We start from the raw sequence: 19,158 nt of genomic DNA on the forward strand, positions 1-19,158 counted from the left end.
TACACTTCCTTAACTAAAAAATTGTAAACCTTTATCAATTTCAACGAGTACTTCCTCGTCTCGTTCTTTTACTTTTGCCTCAAGTAATGCAGATTGGGCCTGCTCCCCGCCTATCTTACCTAAAGCCCATGCTGCTGTTCCCCGAATAACAGGTCGTTCATCCTTTTCAAGAAGTGCTATTAAATCTGGTACCGCAGCTTCTTCTTTAAAGTGTGCAAGTGCCAAAATAGCATTGCGTTGAATTGGCTTTTTCCCCCGCCATGAACCTGAAACATGTCCAAACTTTTCTTTAAAGTCACGATTTGAAATCGTTAAAAGTGGAACAAGTAATGGCTTTGCAAGCTCTGGATCAGGCTTAAATTCCTCATGCATCCAATTAATTTTGCCTTTATTCTTTGGGCATACAGTCTGGCATGTATCACATCCATACAAACGATTACCAATATGGGTACGAAACTCATCAGGTAGCATTCCCTTAGTTTGCGTTAAAAAGGCTATACAACGTTGCGAGTCTAGTTGTCCCCCCTCGATTAACGCGCCTGTTGGACAAACATCTAAACATAAACGGCAATCCCCGCACTCATCCTCCATAGGCTTATCAGGCGCAAAAGGGATATTCGTAATAAGCTCTCCTAAATATACATATGAACCGAACTCAGGTGTAATAATCGAGCAGTTTTTTCCGCTCCAGCCTATCCCAGCACGGTCTGCAACTGCCCTATCCACAAGTGCCCCCGTATCAACCATTGATTCAATACGTGCACCTTCTATACGTTCCTCAAGCCAGGCTGATAATAATTTCAAGCGCTCACGTAATGCTGTATGATAATCGACACCCCAGGAAGCACGGCAAAAAATCCCGCGTCTTGCTCTCTTCTTGCCAACAGGTGCATTTTGCATACGCGACGGATAGGCTACAGCGATCGCCACAATGCTCTCTGCTCCCTCTAACAATTGTAGGGGTTCGGTACGTTTTTCAACATCGCTTTCTTCAAAGCCAGACTGATAGCCAAGCTCTTGCTGACGACGCAGTCTATTTTTTAATTCTGTAAATGGAGCTGCTGTTGTAAAGCCAATCTTGTCTACACCAATGGACATTGCATACGCCACAAATTCACGTTGTAGGTCATGTATGTTCATTTTATTCCCAACTCCTTACATGGTACAATAATAGAAATAGATAAAGTAGGTGATGTTTTATGGACATTTCAATTAATCAATCTCTATTGACACAACATCCCAAGCTTAAAATCGGCATTACTCATTATACCAAAATTGTCGTCGCAGAATCCCCTCAAATGATTAAAGGCCGCATGCAATTGTATCAGGAAAACCTTTTTTTAGAAATGCAAGATCGTCCTGTAACGCAACGTGAGGGTATCGCAGAATGGCGACAATTATGGAAAGAGCTTGGTGCAGATCCAAACCGCTATCGTCACTCAGCAGAAAGCTTAATGCGCCGAATTAGTAAGCAAAATTATTTAACACCCCTTCACTCAGGCGTTGATTTAAATAATTTCTTCTCTCTCCAATATGAGATTCCAGTAGGCTTATATGATATGGCTGAACTAAAAGGAAATATAGAAATCGCACTTGGCAACGAGGATACTGGCTATGAAGGTTTAAATGGTCGTTTTAATGCATTAAAAAATATCCTTTATAGCTGTGATGCTGAAGGAGCATTTGGGTCACCATTTGTCGATTCTAAACGTACGTCTGTTTCAGAGGAAACGACCGAGGCTCTACATATTTTTTACCTTCGTCCATCATTATCAGAAGAAAATGCGAAAGAGCTTCTTACCTCTGCTAGTAAGATGTTTAACCAAGTTCATGGTGGCGATTATAAAATGGCCCTATTAACAAACGCAGCACCATCTACAACACTGTAAAAGGACGTGTATTCATAATTAATCTTGCAGAAGCAGTTAAGCTAAAGAGTATTTTAGGAAAAAAAGTTCAGGAGCTTATTGGCGAATTAGAACGTAGCGCTTTTGTAACTGTTGAAAAAGGACAAGCACCTAAAACGAGTAATCGTGCAATGAACGTAATTGAAGCAGAATTGGCTCAAGTACGTCTCGATGTTCGTACATTAGATCGTTTAGTATATGAAGCAAATATAAAAAACTCAGTAGACTTTAAAGGAGAAAAACTAGCATTAGTTGAAGCGATTGAACTCGCTACACAACTCCGCGCAGATATCGAGCTTTGCAAGGAGTTTAGTATGCATGAAAAAGAAAGTGTACGCATGGGTTATGGTGAAACTACAATGCTTTATGAAATTGCTATGTATGAGCCAGATGAGTATCGTGAACGTGCTATTACACTAGAAAAAGATGCACATAAATTATCGAATCTTATCAATGCAAAGAATTATAGTGTTGAAATCAACTTTGATGATTCTCGTTATTTCTAATCAAATCGTAAAATACTGCAATAAAAAAGCATCCTTTTTTGAACTGCACCTCCAATTGAGTTTATCAATTGGAGTGCAGCTTTGGATGCTTTTTGTTTTACTTACTTAAATCATATTTGATTTCAAATTTCCCTAAATCCCAATCAGCAAAAAGAAAAGTTACATTAGTCTTAGTATTAGGATCAGTATATGTATAAGTAGGTTTCTCCTCGTCAAGAGCTATATCACTTTCTTCGTCAAATTTATCTATATCCAATCCTAGTCCCCAAGCAATTGCCATAGAGGATAGGATTCCTTCTGCCCATTCTTCTCCCTCTTCACTTAATTCAGTTGCAGGGATTCCTTCTATAGAAATATAATATCCAATTATTTTTTTATCTTCATTATATCTAGCGTCTATCTTATAATGACCCTTATGTTTTATAAAATCAGTATCCAATAAGACTTGTGAGAAAATATTTTCCTCTTTATTCAGATCACTAGTTATTGGTTCTGGAATTTTTGCTATTTCCATTCCGTCTACTGGATCCTGTTTATATATATCAACTCTGACATTGTATTTTTTAACAAGCTTTTCTACCGCAGCCTTTGATTCAGGATCAACCTCTTCAAATTTTACAGGAACGACTTTCTTTTCCTCAGCTGGTTCTTTCTCTACAACATCTTCTTTTTTTACATCTGCCTCTTTTTTCTTCTCTGTTCCCTCTCCGGAACATCCAACTAGCATAACTGCTAGTAGTAATAATAAAACTTTTTTCATTACCGTTATTCCCTCCGAATGCATATCCATAAAAATATACTTTACTAGATTCAATGAAATAGAATTATAGTAAAATAAATACTTAAATTTCTATTTAACATCCTCTTATTACAATTCTTACAAAAATGTATGTATATTACCATAGTTATCATTCGCCATTTTTCGACATTTCGGTAAAATAAAAACTTTTTGTTATACATTAAAATAGTTAAAACATACGCTCGAATGCACCGAAGGAAACATCTATTAAAAATCAATAAAGCCTTATATATCAAGGTTAAGACTATAAAGAATCGGAAAAGTATGTACAGGAATAAACGAATTCAAACATGAAATAATTTTGACATTTTTCTACAACATGTCACTGATACTCTTTCGGAAATTTGTAACAAACATGAGCTTTTGCTCGTTATTAGAGTTTGTAATTTATTTAGTAACGACTTACAGTACGTCCGATAAATCAGAGCTTTTCATATCATAAGGAAATGTATACAATAGGTTATGGAGTCGATGAGACTTCATATCGAATTGGATGTGCTGTTTTCAAAACTAGCTTTTTGGAGCTAACTTAAACGAAACCAATGACAAGTTACCTGTTACTGTATGACCAATGACTAATAACCAACTATAAGCAATGGCCATACCTGTAAACTTAATAAATCATTCGAAAACGCCATCCAATAGCTCTCTTACACCTTGTGTGTGGGAGGGCTTTTTTCATTCGCATATAATTCTTTAATGAAGAAAGAAGCCAATGTTATTTCTCGCTCTTTTTTACTATATCGCTTAACTCTTTTATTTCTCCTTCTAATTGCAATACCTTTTTCTTTAAAGTATCAGATTGTGAGATTGTATAAATCGCTATACCTAATCCCGTTATCGCAATTGAAAATACAAACGTTATTGACAAAATGTACACCCCCATAAAAGTAATTATCAAAACCTGCAGTATCTAATGCTCCTAATATAGCTGTAATACTAACATGAATATAAACAGAGTCAAAATCAACATTTTCAAGTTTTTAATCATATTTTGATAATTCACTTTCGTTGACTCTCATTCATCTCATGTGCAGGAGAGTTTTTTTCATGTCTATTTGCCCCCTAATATGGACAGAATGGCTATATCAAAAGAAAGGGGTTATACAATGACAAAACAACATGATTCGACAGACGAGCATGACATGACTTTGACAAATCGACAAGGGCACCCTATTACTAACAATCAAAATATACGAACTGTTAGTAATCGAGGACCTGCAACCCTTGAAAACTATGATTTTATAGAAAAAATAAGTCACTTTGACCGCGAACGAGTTCCTGAGCGTGTTGTTCATGCTCGAGGTGCAGGGGCACATGGCTATTTTGAGACATACGGTGTTGTCGGGGATGATCCTATTTCTAAGTATACAAGGGCAAAAGTATTTCAGGAGAAGGGTAAGCAGACACCTGTTTTTGTGCGCTTCTCAACAGTTATTCATGGTGGCCATTCACCAGAAACATTACGAGATCCACGAGGCTTTGCTGTAAAGTTTTATACTGAGGATGGTAACTGGGATTTAGTCGGCAATAATTTAAAAATTTTCTTTATCCGCGATGCTATGAAATTCCCTGATATGATTCACGCCTTTAAGCCTGATCCGATTACAAATATTCAGGACGTTGAACGTTTTTTTGATTTCTGTGCAAGCTCACCAGAATCCTTCCATATGGTGACATTCATTTATTCACCATGGGGTATTCCGGCTAATTATCGAATGATGCAAGGCTCCGGCGTTAACACGTATAAATGGGTCAATAGTGAAGGTAAAGCAGTACTTGTAAAGTATCATTGGGAACCTTTACAGGGCATTAAAAACTTGACACAAAAAGAAGCGGAAGATATCCAAAAGAAAAACTTTAATCATGCCACACAGGATTTATACGATGCAATTGAAAACGGTGATTATCCTGAATGGGAGCTTAACGTCCAAATTATGGAGGACGATCCACATCCAGAGCTTGATTTTGATCCATTAGATGATACGAAGCTTTGGCCTAATGATCAATTCCCGTGGTATCCCGTTGGTAAGATAGTGTTAAATAAAAATCCAGAAGATTATTTTGCTGAGGTTGAACAAGCTGCTTTCGGTACAGGTGTGCTTGTGGACGGATTGGATTTCTCGGACGATAAAATGCTACAAGGTCGTACTTTCTCTTACTCTGATACACAGCGTCATCGTGTAGGTGCAAACTATTTACAACTTCCTATCAATGCTCCTAAAAAACGAGTAGCAACCAATCAAAATGGTGGTCAAATGATGTATAAGCGTGATTTAGCTCCTGGACAAAATCCTCATATTAACTATGAACCTTCGATGTTAAATGGGTTAAAGGAAGCTACCCAAACGGCTAAGGAACATACACCACATGTGGAAGGCAATCTCGTTCGTGAATCCATTGATCGTCAAAGTAATACGAAGCAAGCTGGAGAAACCTATCGCAATTTTGAGCAATGGGAGCGAGATGAACTGCTTGAAAACTTAATTCGTGATTTAGCTGTCTGTAATATTGCCATTCAAGAGGCGATGGTCGCATTAGCGGAGGAAGCAGACGAGGAGTATGGTCGCTTGTTAAAAGAAGGGTTGCAAAAAGCTCAGAATGATTCTTCTTCATCAAAGCCACTTGGCAATATTGATGGTGATAAAGCGCCTAAAGACGCTGTGGATAAAGGTCATAACGCAGAGCCTTATTAATAACCTTACAGTAAAACGCTCAGCACAATATAAAGTGCTGAGCGTTCTTTTAATGCACACCAGGCAAAATCTTCAATACCTTTTCCTGTGCATCTAAAATGGCATCTACTCCTAATGGAATAGCAATATTCGTTGCTTCATGGCCGATTTTAAAGCCTGCTACAACTGGAACGCCTAAATCCGAAAAATAGTCCTTCATTAAAGTCATTAGTGCCGCTTCATCCGCTTCAGTTTGTGTAAAGGAACCAATCATAACACCTACTAATTGCTCAAGCTTTCTCGCTTGTTTTAATTGCTGTAGCATAGAATCAATATGAGGAATCGTCTCCGCTAGCTCCTCAATCAATAAAATTCGACCTTCCGTGCGCACTTCAAATTTAGTACCTAATGTGTTAACAAGACGACGTAAATTGCCACCAATAATCTGGCCACGAGCAACACCAGGTGCAATCGTTGTTAACGGCGCAATATCCTCCGTATACTGTAACTCCATCGGTGAAAATAACTGTAAAAACATTTTCTTTGATACATCATCTATTCTATCTACTGACATAAGGAGCGGTCCATGAAACGTCACTAAATCAGCATATTCATTAATCGCACAATGTAAATATGTAAGATCAGAGAAGCCCCAGAAGATTTTCGGATTTTCCTCTAGTAGTCCGTAGTCAATCTTTTCCGCAATTCGTGCAGAACCATAGCCCCCCTTAACACAAAAAATTGCCTTCACCTCTGGATTTCTCACCATCTCATGAAAGTCAGCCAGACGCTCCTCATCACTACCTGCCAGATAATCGTGCTTTGCCTGAATCGTATCCCCAATTATATAGTTAAGACCTAACTCTTCAAGAAAGGCTATTGCATCTCCTAGTTTTTCGGGCTCTACTTGACTTGATAAAGCCACAAGACCAACTGTATCGCCCTTTTCTAAATGTGGTACGGTGCTTTTCACCCTAACCCCTCCTATTGTTTTTCTCATTCTAGCATATAGATAATATTGTAGCATTGATTAGTGGCGAAGCTAGTGCCTAAAATCTTTAAATGTCCGGGTGAATACCCACCTTTTTTTGTTTCTAATTCTATCCGTCTCTGCGGAGGTTCTATCCACGATCTTGGCGATTCTATCCACGGCTTGGGCTTCTCTATCCATCGCTTTATCGATTCTATCCGTCTCTCTCGCCTTTCTATCCGTCGCTTTGGCCCTTCTTTCCGTCACCCTCGCCTTTCTTTCCGTCACTCTGATTCTATCCGTCACTTGTGCTCTTCTTTCCGTCGCTCTCGCCTTTCTATCCGTCGCTTTGGCCCTTCTTTCCGTCACCCTCGCCTTTCTTTCCGTCACCCTCATTTCTATCCGTCTTCTTGACTCTTCTTTCCGTCGCTTCGGCCCCTCTTTCCGTCACTTGTGCTCTTCTTTCCGTCACTCTGATTTCTATCCGTCACTTGTGCTCTTCTATCCGTCGCTCTCGCTTTTCTATCCGTCGCTTTGGAACTTCTTTCCGTCGCCATCATTTCTATCCTTCTCCTTGACTCTTCTTTCCATCGCTCTGGTTCCTATCCCCGTCCCTTCGAATTCAAAAAAATAAGCGCAGACTTCAAATAAAATAAAGTCTACGCTTAACGCTTCATTTCTATTTTGTTCCGCCGTAAATAATCGTTACATTCGGATGGTTTAGTAATTGGCTTGCTGGGAAATCTTCAGTGATGATCCCACTTTTTAATTTTTCCATAGCCTCTAGTTTTTTCTCACCAAATGCAATTAGGATGATTTCCTTGGCATTCATAATAGATTGAATGCCCATTGTAATAGCATGCGTCGGTACATCCTTAGAATCATCAAAATAGATGGCATTTTCTGTGCGTGTAGATTCTGTTAACTCTACGATATTAGTCAGAGATTCGAAAGATGTGCCCGGTTCGTTAAAGCCAATATGTCCGTTAACGCCGATGCCTAATAGCTGAAGGTCAATGCCTCCCGCTTCCTTGATTCGAGCATCATAAGCGACACACTCTTCATCTAAATTTTCTGCCTTGCCATTTGGTAAATGTATATTTTCTTCCTTAATATCTACATGATTGAATAAGTTCTCATGCATAAATGTCCAATAACTTGCGGGACTTGATTGGTCGAGACCTACATATTCGTCTAGGTTAAAAGTGATCACGTCGTTAAAAGAAATATTTCCAGCTTGTTGGCGTTTCACTAATTCCTTATACATTCCTACAGGAGAACCACCAGTTGCTAATCCTAAAATACTTGCTGGCTTTACTTGTAATTGTTTAGTGAAAATATCCGCTGCTACTTCGCTCATTTCATCGTATGAATTTACTTCTATCCATTTCATTTCGCATTTAATTTCGCTTGTCATTCGTATACCTACCTTACAATCATTATTATTAACTAGACTAATAGGGAATATTATTCTTATAGTAGCTAATATTTTAATTTTACAAGTTATTTACCTATTTTTCTATTATTTTCTTACTAATAATCACGTGTATTCTTAAGCCATTTCGGTTATGTTATTTAATAAGGAGTGAGGCGATATTATGAATTCACAAATACAGCAATATTTAAAACTTATTCAATTTCAAGGATCTTTAGAGCCCTCCATTAAGCTACTTGGTCAGCTCCAAACGAGACATCTACATATAATTCCTTATGAGAACCTAGATGTTGCCTTGAAATATGGCATCTCCTTCGCTATCCCTGACCTTTTTCAAAAAATTATTATTCAACATCGTGGAGGCAATTGCTTTGAACTAAATATTTTATTTAGTTGGCTACTTCGCGAGCTTGGATTTTCTGTAACCAATCGCTATGCACAGTTTTGGCGCAATGTTGAAGCAAATACTCCTGTTGAGGATGTACCTATGCACCAGCTATTGCTTGTCCATTTTGCTGGTCGATCATATATTTCAGATGTTGGGGTAGGTGCAGTAGCTCCTTGTAAACCAGTGCCACTAATAGCTGGGCATCAACACCGTGAAGGTAATGAACTTTATAAAATTGAACGAGATGAAGTGAACGGCTGGATGCTATACGAACAAACAAAACACGATTGGCGTTTACTATATAGTTTTTTCGATGACGCTAACGATGCAAAGTTTGCGCCAAGACTTTCTAAACAAAAAAATAAAATTGCTATGATTCGTACCCCTCGCGGACGACACACAATGCTTAACAATGAATTCCGAATCTACGAGGGACAATCCTTAACGACCTATTCAACTCATAACGAAAAGGATTGGAGACAAGCACTTCATCGTTTTTTTCATATTACATTAGATTAGATGCTTCATGATAAAAAGCAAGCCTCCTCGTTCATAGGAGACTTGCTTTTCCTGTGGTTAACATTTAATTGGCTGTACGTTCAAGCAACTCATAAATAACAACATCATTGTAAAGCTCCTTAACTAAACCGATACCATCGACAAAGTAATATGTTGAAACTCCATCACTGTATATGGACTTTTCTTCTAGAACAATTACATTATTATAATTGACACCACCTGCTTGGATAGTACCATCTGTTGTTTTAACTGTAATTCGGGTTCCTGAACTTTCCACGCCACCATTCTCATGTTGAATCACACCAATTCTAAGGGGTAAATCCAAATGTAAATCGTAATGCATACTTTCATAGCTGGCAATTACTTGAGCATAAGCCTCGCTCACGCTAAATAAAAGCTCTTCATCAAAAAACTTTTCCGAATTCAAATCAGTTATTGTCCACACATCATTCTTATCGTCATAATGACTATACTGATAGTTTAATGTATACTGTTTTTTGTCTTTCAACGAATAATGCGAATACGTGTAGTCATACGCCTTATCTTTTATTAGATTCGGATTCGATAGCGTTAATGCACGAGCTAAAAATGCTGAAAAATGCGCTCGCGTTAAAGGTAAATTGGGCCTAAATGAACCATCATCATATCCTTTTGTTATATTATTACTAGAAATTGCTGAGATTTCCTTATAGCCTCTTGTCTTAGCTGAAACATCTGTAAAATAGCTTGTCTCAGATCCCTTTATTTTAAATGCTCTTTGCAACACAATCGCCATGTCCCCTCTTGAAAGAGTTGCATTCGGATTAAATTTCTGTGCAGAATCGAAAATTCTAGCATTTTGCACTGCCGCAATTTCTTTATAGTAAGGATATGTAGTAGGTACATCCTGATACTTTGGATCTTTGACATCCGTCGTTTGCATTCCTAAAGCACGTGTTAGCATGACAGCTACCTGTGCTCTCGTTACATATGTATTTGGTTTAAATAGGTTATTAGGATAGCCATTAATAATTCCTTTTTCCACTAGATAATCAATTTCAGTTATCAATGTATCATCCTTGGGCACATCTTTGAAACTCGCTGCATATACACTTTCAGTCGGTATTAACCAAACAGCTAATAATAGTGCACATACCATTTTCAACATTTGTTTCATTTCTTTCCCTCCCTTTCTCTATTATTTATAATATACTTTTTTATACATTATTTACAATTCTATTTATTAACAAAAAAGCCCCCACAATCCATTCAGAGACTTGTTAATCAGTGTCAGGTTATTTGTTTTGAATCATGCCAAAGCCTAATCCAGTTGGATCTACCAAATAAGCAAGGTGAAATTCATCAAATTCCATTTTATCTCGTACAATAACGGCACCATTTTTCGTAGCCTTTGAAATAGCTTCATCAATAGAATCAACTTCAATTTGAATACGTGTTCCAAAAGGATAGTCATGTGGCCCTTTCGCATTACCGCCGTTAATCCCTGATTTATTATCATCCCCAGTTGTTACGCCCCAATATTCCCAATTAGGTGCAGCTACCTCCCACCCAAAAACCTTAGCATAAAACGCAGCAGCTTTTTCTACCTCCTGACTATTTAATTCGAACCCAACTACTCTCCCCATATTATTCCCCTCCTGATGTTTGAAGCATAATTTATAGTTCAATAGTTTGGTGAATATTTCCTCCAATCGAATTGTGCCTTATGGCGCTGTCTGTATAGATTGTTAAAACTTGATGAATTAGGTATTTAACCATTTATTAATTAGTAAAATATTGTATAATTAAATTAGAACGACCGTTCAAATTTAAAAAAGAGGTAAATCATTGAATAAAAGACGTTATGATAGCGAGAAAGCAAAAGTTGAAATTATGGAACATGCGGTTAGTTTGTTTTCTCAAAAAGGCTATAATCAAACATCAGTAGGAGATATTTCAACCGCTTCAGGCTATAGCAAAGGACATATTTATTATCATTTTGAAAACAAAGAAAAGCTCTTTGTTCTTTTATCTCAACAAACAATGCAAGATTGGCACAACAAATGGCTGCAGAAAGAAATTACCTACTCCACGGCAACAGAAAAATTATATGGCATGGCCATGCATGTTCTCTATCATTACCAAACACCTTTATTAAGATCCGGGCAAGAACTAGCTTCCAATCCAAAATCGAGCCCTGAATCCGTGAAACAATTATACAATTTAGCGATTGTACCGATGGGTGCTTATCATGCGATCCTTCAAGAAGGTATTGATCGAGGAGAATTTGTTCATGGCAATATTGATGAGTGGACAGTTCTACTAGGCACATGGCTAGGAGGTTTATGTCAGCTGACAAATACGCAGGAGCTGAAAGCACTTGAGCCACTCTTTAACCAGGCAATAACCATTTTTTTAAAGGAGATAAAAAAAGGTGGGATATAAATGAAAATTGCATGTATAGGAGACAGCTTAACGGAAGGTCGACCTGGGGTTTCATTTTTCAAACTACTAACTACAAAACATCCACATATCGAATTTGATAATCTCGGTAAACCAGGTGAGACAGTAAAAAGCTTACACAGTCGTTTAGAAAAATCGAAGCTAGCTACTGATTATGACCTCAGCTTTCTTTGGATTGGGGTCAATGATGTCTACACTAAACTTTTGAAAGTGCAGGCACAACCGGTTTCAAAAGATCATCAAGAGTTTAAAGATTACTATGCAAATGTTTTAGAAATGATTTTAGCCTCATCTAAACATGTAGTTTTAGTAACACCAACTTTAATAGGAGAGGAAATAAAAAATACTCCCAATATGGAATTAAAAGAGCTCTCCTCCATTATTCATTCCATTTCTTCTAAATATGCAAATGTTAGCCTTTTAAATATGCAAGAGGTTTTTGAACATCAATTAAAACATGTTACAAGTTCGGAATATGTGAACACCAATGTTATGCGAGTGATGAAAGATGTACTGTTGTATAAAAACCCTTTGCGGATTGATCGATTATCCAAAAAGAGAGGGCTACATTTAACTTTGGATGGCATTCATTTAAATAGTAAAGGAGCAGAGCTTGTCGTCGAAGAATACTCAGCTTTCATTAAACGACTTCAATTGTAGGAAGACCCTGTCCATTAAGGAATTCATACGAGAGGTGATGATTATGAGAAAGGTTGCGATTGTTACAGGCGGTGTATCCGGTATAGGGAAGGCTATCTGCAAAGAGTTAGTAAGTCGACATGTATTTGTCATTATTGCAGATATTAACGAACATGATGGACGTCTTCTAGAGGCAGAACTAAATAAAGATACTTCAAATGCTCGATTTGTTGAATTAAACGTAAGCGATTTCGAAAATGTTGAACATGTCATTACAAATGTACATGAGGAATTTCAACGATTAGATTATTTGTTCAATAATGCTGGTATAGCTATGTATGGTGAAATTTATGATATGTCAATTGACGATTGGAAAGACATTGTAGATATTAATTTATGGGGCATTGTTTATGGTACACAAGTTGGGTATCGAATCATGAAGAAACAAGGTTTTGGACATATCATCAATACATCATCAGCTGCAGGGTTGGGACCATCTCCTATATCAGCTGCATACTCAACTACGAAGCATGCTGTTGTGGGCTTAACAACATCACTACACTATGAAGCTGAGGAATTTGGCATCAAGGTAAGTACCCTCTGTCCGACTTTTGTTGATACACCTATTTTTGATAAAGCAACAGCTATTAATATTGATAAATCGGCGATGTCCAAACAATTGAAAAAACAAAAAATGATGTCTCCACAGCAACTAGCAAAAATCGCTATTGCAGGCGTGCACAAAAATAAGCCTATTATTTGTCCTATGCCAATGCGTAAAACAATGGATGTTGTCTTTACGATCTTCCCTTCGTTACACAGGACATTAATGAGAATGGTTTGTAAAGTAAGCCGAAAAGCTCGATTGACATAAGATTTAACATAAAAGCTTTCTTCAGATGGTAAAAAACCGCTATGCTTTTCTGCCGGCAAGGTACGAGCCGCATCAGTGCAAAAAATAGAATCTTGAACACGAAGGCATATGTCTCCTTCGCTACATTTTCATTTACACTACATCGTAAAAACAATTCTAGGAGTCTCGCGGCTTTTTACCTTTATAATTTAGATAACAAAAACACTTAACGAATTAACCCCTTTTAAGAGACAAGTAGCTAGTTATTATGCTCTTCTTCATTTTTCTTATAAATACCTAAGAGTAAAATAATAAGACCTATGATAAAAATTATAGGAAATAAAACCATCATAATCGATGCTGCCCAACCATTTCTAACCAATAATCCATACAATACGCCAATTAAATATGATAAAAATGGTGCAAACGCAATCATTATAATGATACCCCAAATGATATATCTCCCTTTTTCTGACCGTCCTTCGCTTAATTGGAATCCCGCTATTAACCCTACTAATACAATTATTAAGGCAATAACAAACGTCATTTCAAATCACCTCCTCCTTTCCTTCTACAATATGCTGCTTTCGTTTATCGATTTGGTAACTTAACACTAGGCTTTTAAAAATATTTCGTAATTTGCGCCTAGACTGAAATCATCCATTGATTCAAAAAAAATACCACAACCATCAAAAAGCTGTGGTTGTGGCTTTCTACTACTCGATCTAAATAACATCATGCAAAATGACACCATCGCTCATTTTTATAATACGATCCGTATAAGCAAACATCTCTTCATCATGGGTCACCATTAAAGTTGTAATGTTTAACGTTTTAGTTAAATCCTTAATTAGTAACATAACCTCTTTTGATCGTTGTGAATCTAGGCTTGCAGTTGGTTCATCTGCGAATAGAACTTTCGGTTTATGAATGATCGCACGAGCAATGGCAACACGTTGCTTCTCTCCTCCAGACAATGAAGAAGGATAAGAATTTTTCCGATGGTCCATCCCAACTAATTTTAGTAATCGATTAACTTCATTTTTTTGTTCCTGTTTCTTTAATTTTGATTCAGAAACATCTAACATTAGTAGCAGCTGTTCCTCAACTGTAAGGAAAGGTACGAGGTGTGCAAATTGAAAGACAAACCCAAATTCACTTGCTCGTACTTTTCGAACCTCCTCAGCGTTCATAATAGACAGGTTTTTTCCTTCAAATATAACATATCCATCTGTTGCAGGCTGAAGTCCTGCCGCAATTGTCAAAAGTGTACTTTTACCGGAACCAGATGCACCTACCAATGCAGTTATTTCTCCTTCTTTTAATGAAAGATCTATCCCTTTAAGTATTTCCTCCTCTACCTCGCCATTCGTAAACGTTTTTCTAACTTCATCGATTTTAAATAAAGTCATATTAAGCCTCTCCTTGCTGTATCGCTTGTAATGGTTCAATTTTTTTAATTTGGAATGCTGAAATTGTAGCGCCTACAAATCCAATAATTAGGAATACGATCGATAATTGCGTTGTTGTCGCAATCGTTAAAGTAAATGGCATTCCTTTTGGCGCTATCAGATTAAAGGCCTGGCTAAAGGTTACAGATAAAACAAGTGAAATAACTGTAATGATGGCCATCTGTGTCCATATCATTTTGAATAGCATACTTGTTTTCAAACCAATCGCCTTTAAAATTCCGTATAAGCCGATTTTTTGGACATTCATCATATAGAAGAAGATAGCGAACAGCATCCCACTAATGACTACTAGAAACCAAACAATCATATTTAAAGACATTTGTTCTGCGTTATAGCTTGGGATTGTGTTAAGAAATTCTTTATTTGAAAATGATTCTAATCCAGCAAATTCTTTTGAAGAATCTCCATCTGGTACGAAAATCATCTGCATTTCATCCACACGGTAAATTTCTTTATAATCCTCTTTATTAATATAGGCAACAGGTGCATGACTATATTTCTTTTGGTCGACAAATCCCTTTACTACAAACTTGCCACCAAATTGATTATTCGTTAATGTATCTCCTACTTTAATTCCTTTATCTTTCATGGAGCTGTCTAATATGACTTCCTCATGTTTCACATTTTCAAATAACGCTGAATCGGTCGATGAAACAAAGGCAACGCTTTGCTGCTTATCGTCCTGATCATTTAAAAAGCCCATTTGTAATGAAAAAGCTACTGCATCTTTTTCTTTGCTCAATATTTCATTTTGTGTACCGCTATCTATTTTTGACAGATTATAAGTTTGATCTGCATCCTCATTCATATAAAATTGACCTTGTGGTAAATCCTTAATTAGAGCGGCATTATCTTGAGACAGTCCGTTCGCCAAACCAGAAATAATAAAAGTTAATAAGCTAACTAAAAAAACAATTGACCCTAATATTAAAAATCTTACTTTATTCTTCTTAATTTCTTTCCACGCAAGATTCATCGTTAACTCCTCCGTTCCTTTTTACATCCTTAGCATAAACTCCTTAAATGAACGGAAGATGAACTAATTATTAAAAACAAAATATTTTCAGCAAAAAAAGCTCATAAACCTTTTTCTTTTTAGGTTCACGAGCTGGCTGTAATATGAATCGTTATTATTATAGTAAGCTTTTGACCGATCTATTGACCATCTAAACGAATGACAGCCCTTTTATAATATTTTGGCGTTTCCTCTATTTTTGATTCGTACAAAACCACTTCTTCTACTAGAAATTTAGGAAGCTGAAAATTATCTTCCATCAATGCCTCTGACGGAATTTTCCCGCATGCTTCGTCCCACTTTCTTGCAACAGTTATATGGGGGATAAAGGGTTTCTTATCTAATTCAAATCCAACCTTCATACAGTCTTCGTATACTATTTCTTGCACAACATTTAATTGCTGAGATTCGAGCAGATCAACCCATAAAATTCTTGGATATTCTTTTCTCCCAAAAGTATTGAACCCCTGAATTTTTAATTCGAATGGAGAAACATTCAGAAGATTTTTCCTCGTTTCAGCAATTACATCCTGTAATTGCTCTTCATCCGCATGACCTAAAAAAGCCAAAGTGATGTGAAAATCTTCTCGATGAACCCATCGTTTAAAATGATAGTCTGTTTTCATTTTTTCACATCTCACATGAAGAGCTGCTTTAATGTCTGAAGGAAGTGGAACTGCAATAAAAAAGTGTCTGTTCATAATCATACCCTCTCTATTCTTCGAAAATGCTACTTAACAGGCATTATGTCTTTTCCTACAATAAATTAACCATACTACTACGCTAAAGCAGCGAAAAAGACTACACAACTAAATACTGGTATACGTTTATCTGAATTTGTAGTATTAAATAAAAGTGATGTTAGAATAGTGAACGGTAAGGTGAGCGATTTGCTTTAGATAGTATAGAACACACAACCAGATGTAATTCCCCTAAACAAAAAAGCACGCAGAGCCATTAACAAATATTTATATGAGTGAGACATACGATTGAAGCTTTATTTATTTCAAATAGTGTAAAACGAATAAGTATAAATCTGGTATAGCATCTCGATTTATGACACTTGTTTAAAATCCATTTTACAACTACTGCCCCTTCAAATTTCCTCTGCTCGATAATCTGCAATTAAAAAAATCTAGTAAATCCATGTGAATGATATTTACAATTTTCAAATTTGAGATGCTTAAAATCATCAGATTTCTACTGATTTTTATTCAGTTTGGTCTAAATGAAGTGTGTACTCCCGGTAAAATTGTGTATTTGATATAATGCTAATTTTTTTCTTATCTTTTTTATGATCGTTTCCCTCTATTTTCCCCCCCTCTAGTTTTTATTCCCGTTTTTAGCAAAAACCTTAATCTGTGCTCGTATTATGGCTAAAGAAAAGCATTTGGACTTTAATTTCTTTGTAAGTGGAGATACAACTATTACTAATGACCTTAGACACTTTACATTGTCATATAAAGACAAGAAAAGACTCCAACATAATTGTTGAAGTCCTAATCTGTAGCCACTCTTAATCAATTTCATACATGATGTCTTTAATCACTAAACTAGTCTTCAGTAATTATTTCAAAAGTATCTAAAACTTCAATCCCATCCTCAGCATAAACAGGCACAATAAATTCTGGCTGCCCTGAATTAATGTAATCTAGCACCTCATCAAGAGTATTTAGCTCCAAGTTAATATCCTTAGAATAAACATATCCTTCAACACCATTTTTCCCAATTACTCGTACAAGGTCTGGACTATCTTCTAATGACTCTGCGTAAAAATCTGAACCATAAGTTAAACCATTTTCATTAATTTCATATGTTTTTTCTGGAGCCATAGGAACTAAAGAACGTTGGATACGTGGCGATGCATTGCATGCTGTCATAATAGCAATAACATCACTAAGAGACATTGCTTATACTTTTTCTTTTGTAAGTTTTTCAGGATTGGAAAGCGACTACGTAAAATTATCTAAATTACAATGTTAGCTATTAGAATCTTGGACTCTATTTATAAAAATACTAATAAAAATAAAATGTACCAATAATCGTTTTACCATCATGTAAATATAATGGCGTCGATTTTTTTAATGATTTATTATATTCATCTACCTTATTTGGCGAAGATATGCCATCAGGCTGATAAATATATCCTAATACACCGTTCTCACCTTCTGCCAACATTAATTCAGGTTCAACAAGCATTAAGTTTTCCATATTAGGACCATACGTTTGCCCATCTTCATTTATTGGATAACCATCGCTTATAATACTATCTCTAGTTGGTATAACTAAATCTGAGGCAGTCACCTTTATACGTTCGCTATTGTTATCATCTATCATCATTTTATTAACAAAGAATGCATTGCTCGATGGTACTACAAAGAACATTATTACCAACAACATTAGAATAACAGTAAGTGCCTTACTATTTGCCTTTTTGCCATTCTTTATCATTGTAAATTCTCCTTTCCATCAGTTCTTAGGTTCCCTATATCATTGTTTGTTTCCAATCAGCATGATTAAACATCTCCCTAAACTACTTAATCTGTATAATTCTTAATTTCGTTCAGTTTAGAGCTATCATTCCTATCATCTTCAATATTTTGAAAAAATCTCTTTTAGTAGTTATTAACTCTATCACTCTTTATAAAAGTATACTAATCAATCTTTGCTGGCTTTCGTTCATATTTTGAGAATTGATTTATTTGAAATTTTAAGTACCTATATGATATAAAAGAATTTTAGACGAATATTGTTAAACATTCTTTAATGAATATAAACAATCCATGATGATATAAAAAAATCCACTCAAATCAAAATAGATTTTGAGTGGATCTTAAATGTTTCTACAAATTTACTACAATAAAAAAAGAACCCTTGTATATCAAGGATTCTTTACTAAATATGATACCGGTGGTCGGGGTCGAACCGACACTCCAAAGGAACACGATTTTGAGTCGTGCGCGTCTGCCAATTCCGCCACACCGGCATAATGGAGATAAAAAAAATCGGAAAATCCGATTAAGAAATAAATTATGGAGGCGGCAACCGGATTTGAACCGGTGATAAAGGTGTTGCAGACCTGTGCCTTACCACTTGGCTATGCCGCCTTAATAATTGGAGCGGAAGACGAGGTTCGAACTCGCGACCCCCACCTTGGCAAGGTGGTGTTCTACCACTGAACTACTTCCGCAAAAATGGCTGGGGTACCTGGATTCGAACCAGGGCGTGACGGAATCAAAATCCGTTGCCTTACCGCTTGGCTATACCCCAAAAGTTAAATATATAAATGGGGCGACTGATGGGAATCGAACCCACGAATGCCTGAACCACAATCAGGTGCGTTAACCACTTCGCCACAACCGCCATGAAATTAATTAATTGGCAGGGGCAGTAGGAATCGAACCCACACCAAAGGTTTTGGAGACCTCTATTCTACCGTTGAACTATGCCCCTATTAGATTAAAACTGGTGGAGGGGGACGGATTCGAACCGCCGAACCCTAAGGAGCGGATTTACAGTCCGCCGCGTTTAGCCACTT

General features: G+C 36.7%; 21 protein-coding genes and 6 tRNA genes. 8 read left to right on the forward strand and 19 right to left on the reverse strand.

What is annotated here, in order from left to right; translation table 11 throughout:
- Positions 1 to 9: 9 nt before the first annotated feature.
- Complete coding sequence (queG, locus tag ABNX05_RS24890) at positions 10 to 1,140, reverse strand: tRNA epoxyqueuosine(34) reductase QueG (protein ID WP_349662148.1); 1,131 nt, start codon at positions 1,138 to 1,140, stop codon at positions 10 to 12.
- Positions 1,141 to 1,199: 59 nt separating this feature from the next.
- Here queG and ABNX05_RS24895 point away from each other — a divergent pair, with 59 nt between their 5' ends.
- Entirely contained in the window at positions 1,200 to 1,889 is a 690-nt protein-coding gene (locus ABNX05_RS24895; RefSeq protein ID WP_349662149.1) for a B3/B4 domain-containing protein, read from the forward strand.
- A gap of 14 nt (positions 1,890 to 1,903) precedes the next feature.
- Complete coding sequence (locus ABNX05_RS24900; protein WP_349662167.1) at positions 1,904 to 2,413, forward strand: hypothetical protein; 510 nt, start codon at positions 1,904 to 1,906, stop codon at positions 2,411 to 2,413.
- A 97-nt stretch (positions 2,414 to 2,510) separates the two neighbouring features.
- On the opposite strand, the gene ABNX05_RS24905 is transcribed toward ABNX05_RS24900, so the two are convergent.
- Positions 2,511 to 3,173 carry a hypothetical protein gene (locus ABNX05_RS24905; RefSeq protein ID WP_349662150.1) on the reverse strand — a complete coding sequence of 221 codons (663 nt, stop codon included), beginning with the start codon at positions 3,171 to 3,173 and terminating at the stop codon, positions 2,511 to 2,513.
- A gap of 757 nt (positions 3,174 to 3,930) precedes the next feature.
- Complete coding sequence (locus tag ABNX05_RS24910; RefSeq protein WP_349662151.1) at positions 3,931 to 4,083, reverse strand: hypothetical protein; 153 nt, start codon at positions 4,081 to 4,083, stop codon at positions 3,931 to 3,933.
- 238 nt (positions 4,084 to 4,321) lie between these two features.
- On the opposite strand from ABNX05_RS24910, the gene ABNX05_RS24915 reads away from it, so the two are divergent.
- On the forward strand, positions 4,322 to 5,908 hold the full coding sequence (locus ABNX05_RS24915; protein ID WP_349662152.1) for a catalase: 1,587 nt from the start codon (positions 4,322 to 4,324) through the stop codon (positions 5,906 to 5,908).
- Positions 5,909 to 5,957: 49 nt separating this feature from the next.
- Here ABNX05_RS24915 and ABNX05_RS24920 read toward each other — a convergent pair whose 3' ends face one another.
- On the reverse strand, positions 5,958 to 6,860 hold the full coding sequence (locus tag ABNX05_RS24920) for a S66 peptidase family protein (protein ID WP_349662153.1): 903 nt from the start codon (positions 6,858 to 6,860) through the stop codon (positions 5,958 to 5,960).
- Between the two features lie 60 nt (positions 6,861 to 6,920).
- Here ABNX05_RS24920 and ABNX05_RS24925 point away from each other — a divergent pair, with 60 nt between their 5' ends.
- Entirely contained in the window at positions 6,921 to 7,271 is a 351-nt protein-coding gene (locus ABNX05_RS24925) for a hypothetical protein (RefSeq protein WP_349662154.1), read from the forward strand.
- A 265-nt stretch (positions 7,272 to 7,536) separates the two neighbouring features.
- Here ABNX05_RS24925 and nagB read toward each other — a convergent pair whose 3' ends face one another.
- Positions 7,537 to 8,250, reverse strand: coding sequence for a glucosamine-6-phosphate deaminase (nagB, locus tag ABNX05_RS24930; protein ID WP_349662168.1), 714 nt, complete (start codon positions 8,248 to 8,250; stop codon positions 7,537 to 7,539).
- Between the two features lie 205 nt (positions 8,251 to 8,455).
- Here nagB and ABNX05_RS24935 point away from each other — a divergent pair, with 205 nt between their 5' ends.
- Positions 8,456 to 9,199 (forward strand): arylamine N-acetyltransferase family protein, encoded by a 744-nt coding sequence (locus ABNX05_RS24935; RefSeq protein WP_349662155.1) that lies wholly within the window; start codon positions 8,456 to 8,458, stop codon positions 9,197 to 9,199.
- Between the two features lie 64 nt (positions 9,200 to 9,263).
- Here ABNX05_RS24935 and ABNX05_RS24940 read toward each other — a convergent pair whose 3' ends face one another.
- Positions 9,264 to 10,355: an S-layer homology domain-containing protein gene (locus tag ABNX05_RS24940; protein WP_349662156.1), complete on the reverse strand. Its 1,092-nt coding sequence runs from the start codon at positions 10,353 to 10,355 to the stop codon at positions 9,264 to 9,266.
- A 118-nt stretch (positions 10,356 to 10,473) separates the two neighbouring features.
- On the reverse strand, positions 10,474 to 10,824 hold the full coding sequence (locus ABNX05_RS24945) for a VOC family protein (protein ID WP_349662157.1): 351 nt from the start codon (positions 10,822 to 10,824) through the stop codon (positions 10,474 to 10,476).
- Positions 10,825 to 11,026: 202 nt separating this feature from the next.
- Here ABNX05_RS24945 and ABNX05_RS24950 point away from each other — a divergent pair, with 202 nt between their 5' ends.
- Genes ABNX05_RS24950 through ABNX05_RS24960 form a run of 3 tightly spaced genes read left to right on the forward strand, consistent with a single transcriptional unit; the run spans position 11,027 to position 13,154 of the window.
- Entirely contained in the window at positions 11,027 to 11,623 is a 597-nt protein-coding gene (locus tag ABNX05_RS24950; protein ID WP_349662158.1) for a TetR/AcrR family transcriptional regulator, read from the forward strand.
- Complete coding sequence (locus ABNX05_RS24955; RefSeq protein ID WP_349662159.1) at positions 11,624 to 12,301, forward strand: GDSL-type esterase/lipase family protein; 678 nt, start codon at positions 11,624 to 11,626, stop codon at positions 12,299 to 12,301.
- 37 nt (positions 12,302 to 12,338) lie between these two features.
- Positions 12,339 to 13,154, forward strand: coding sequence for an SDR family NAD(P)-dependent oxidoreductase (locus ABNX05_RS24960; RefSeq protein WP_349662160.1), 816 nt, complete (start codon positions 12,339 to 12,341; stop codon positions 13,152 to 13,154).
- A gap of 238 nt (positions 13,155 to 13,392) precedes the next feature.
- Here ABNX05_RS24960 and ABNX05_RS24965 read toward each other — a convergent pair whose 3' ends face one another.
- The 12 genes from ABNX05_RS24965 to ABNX05_RS25020 all read right to left on the reverse strand — a co-directional run bounded on the left by ABNX05_RS24965 (position 13,393) and on the right by ABNX05_RS25020 (position 19,073).
- A complete protein-coding gene (locus ABNX05_RS24965; protein ID WP_349662161.1) occupies positions 13,393 to 13,680 on the reverse strand; it encodes a hypothetical protein in 288 nt (95 codons plus the stop codon).
- Between the two features lie 178 nt (positions 13,681 to 13,858).
- Positions 13,859 to 14,545: an ABC transporter ATP-binding protein gene (locus tag ABNX05_RS24970; protein ID WP_349662162.1), complete on the reverse strand. Its 687-nt coding sequence runs from the start codon at positions 14,543 to 14,545 to the stop codon at positions 13,859 to 13,861.
- A gap of 1 nt (position 14,546) precedes the next feature.
- Positions 14,547 to 15,581: an ABC transporter permease gene (locus tag ABNX05_RS24975; protein WP_349662163.1), complete on the reverse strand. Its 1,035-nt coding sequence runs from the start codon at positions 15,579 to 15,581 to the stop codon at positions 14,547 to 14,549.
- Positions 15,582 to 15,760: 179 nt separating this feature from the next.
- Positions 15,761 to 16,327, reverse strand: a complete 567-nt coding sequence (thpR, locus tag ABNX05_RS24980) for an RNA 2',3'-cyclic phosphodiesterase (protein WP_349662164.1) — start codon at positions 16,325 to 16,327, stop codon at positions 15,761 to 15,763.
- 846 nt (positions 16,328 to 17,173) lie between these two features.
- Positions 17,174 to 17,500, reverse strand: a complete 327-nt coding sequence (locus ABNX05_RS24985) for a hypothetical protein (RefSeq protein WP_349662165.1) — start codon at positions 17,498 to 17,500, stop codon at positions 17,174 to 17,176.
- Between the two features lie 136 nt (positions 17,501 to 17,636).
- Positions 17,637 to 18,071, reverse strand: a complete 435-nt coding sequence (locus ABNX05_RS24990; RefSeq protein ID WP_349662166.1) for a hypothetical protein — start codon at positions 18,069 to 18,071, stop codon at positions 17,637 to 17,639.
- Positions 18,072 to 18,525: 454 nt separating this feature from the next.
- Positions 18,526 to 18,606, reverse strand: a tRNA-Leu gene (locus ABNX05_RS24995).
- Between the two features lie 47 nt (positions 18,607 to 18,653).
- Positions 18,654 to 18,727, reverse strand: a tRNA-Cys gene (locus ABNX05_RS25000).
- An 8-nt stretch (positions 18,728 to 18,735) separates the two neighbouring features.
- Positions 18,736 to 18,810: transfer RNA gene (locus ABNX05_RS25005), tRNA-Gly, on the reverse strand.
- A gap of 5 nt (positions 18,811 to 18,815) precedes the next feature.
- A tRNA-Gln gene (locus ABNX05_RS25010) sits at positions 18,816 to 18,890 on the reverse strand.
- Positions 18,891 to 18,907: 17 nt separating this feature from the next.
- Positions 18,908 to 18,983, reverse strand: a tRNA-His gene (locus ABNX05_RS25015).
- Positions 18,984 to 18,999: 16 nt separating this feature from the next.
- A tRNA-Trp gene (locus ABNX05_RS25020) sits at positions 19,000 to 19,073 on the reverse strand.
- Between the last annotated feature and the right edge of the window lie 85 nt (positions 19,074 to 19,158).

Source organism: Lysinibacillus zambalensis (assembly GCF_040183165.1).
Lineage (GTDB): Bacteria > Bacillota > Bacilli > Bacillales_A > Planococcaceae > Lysinibacillus > Lysinibacillus zambalensis.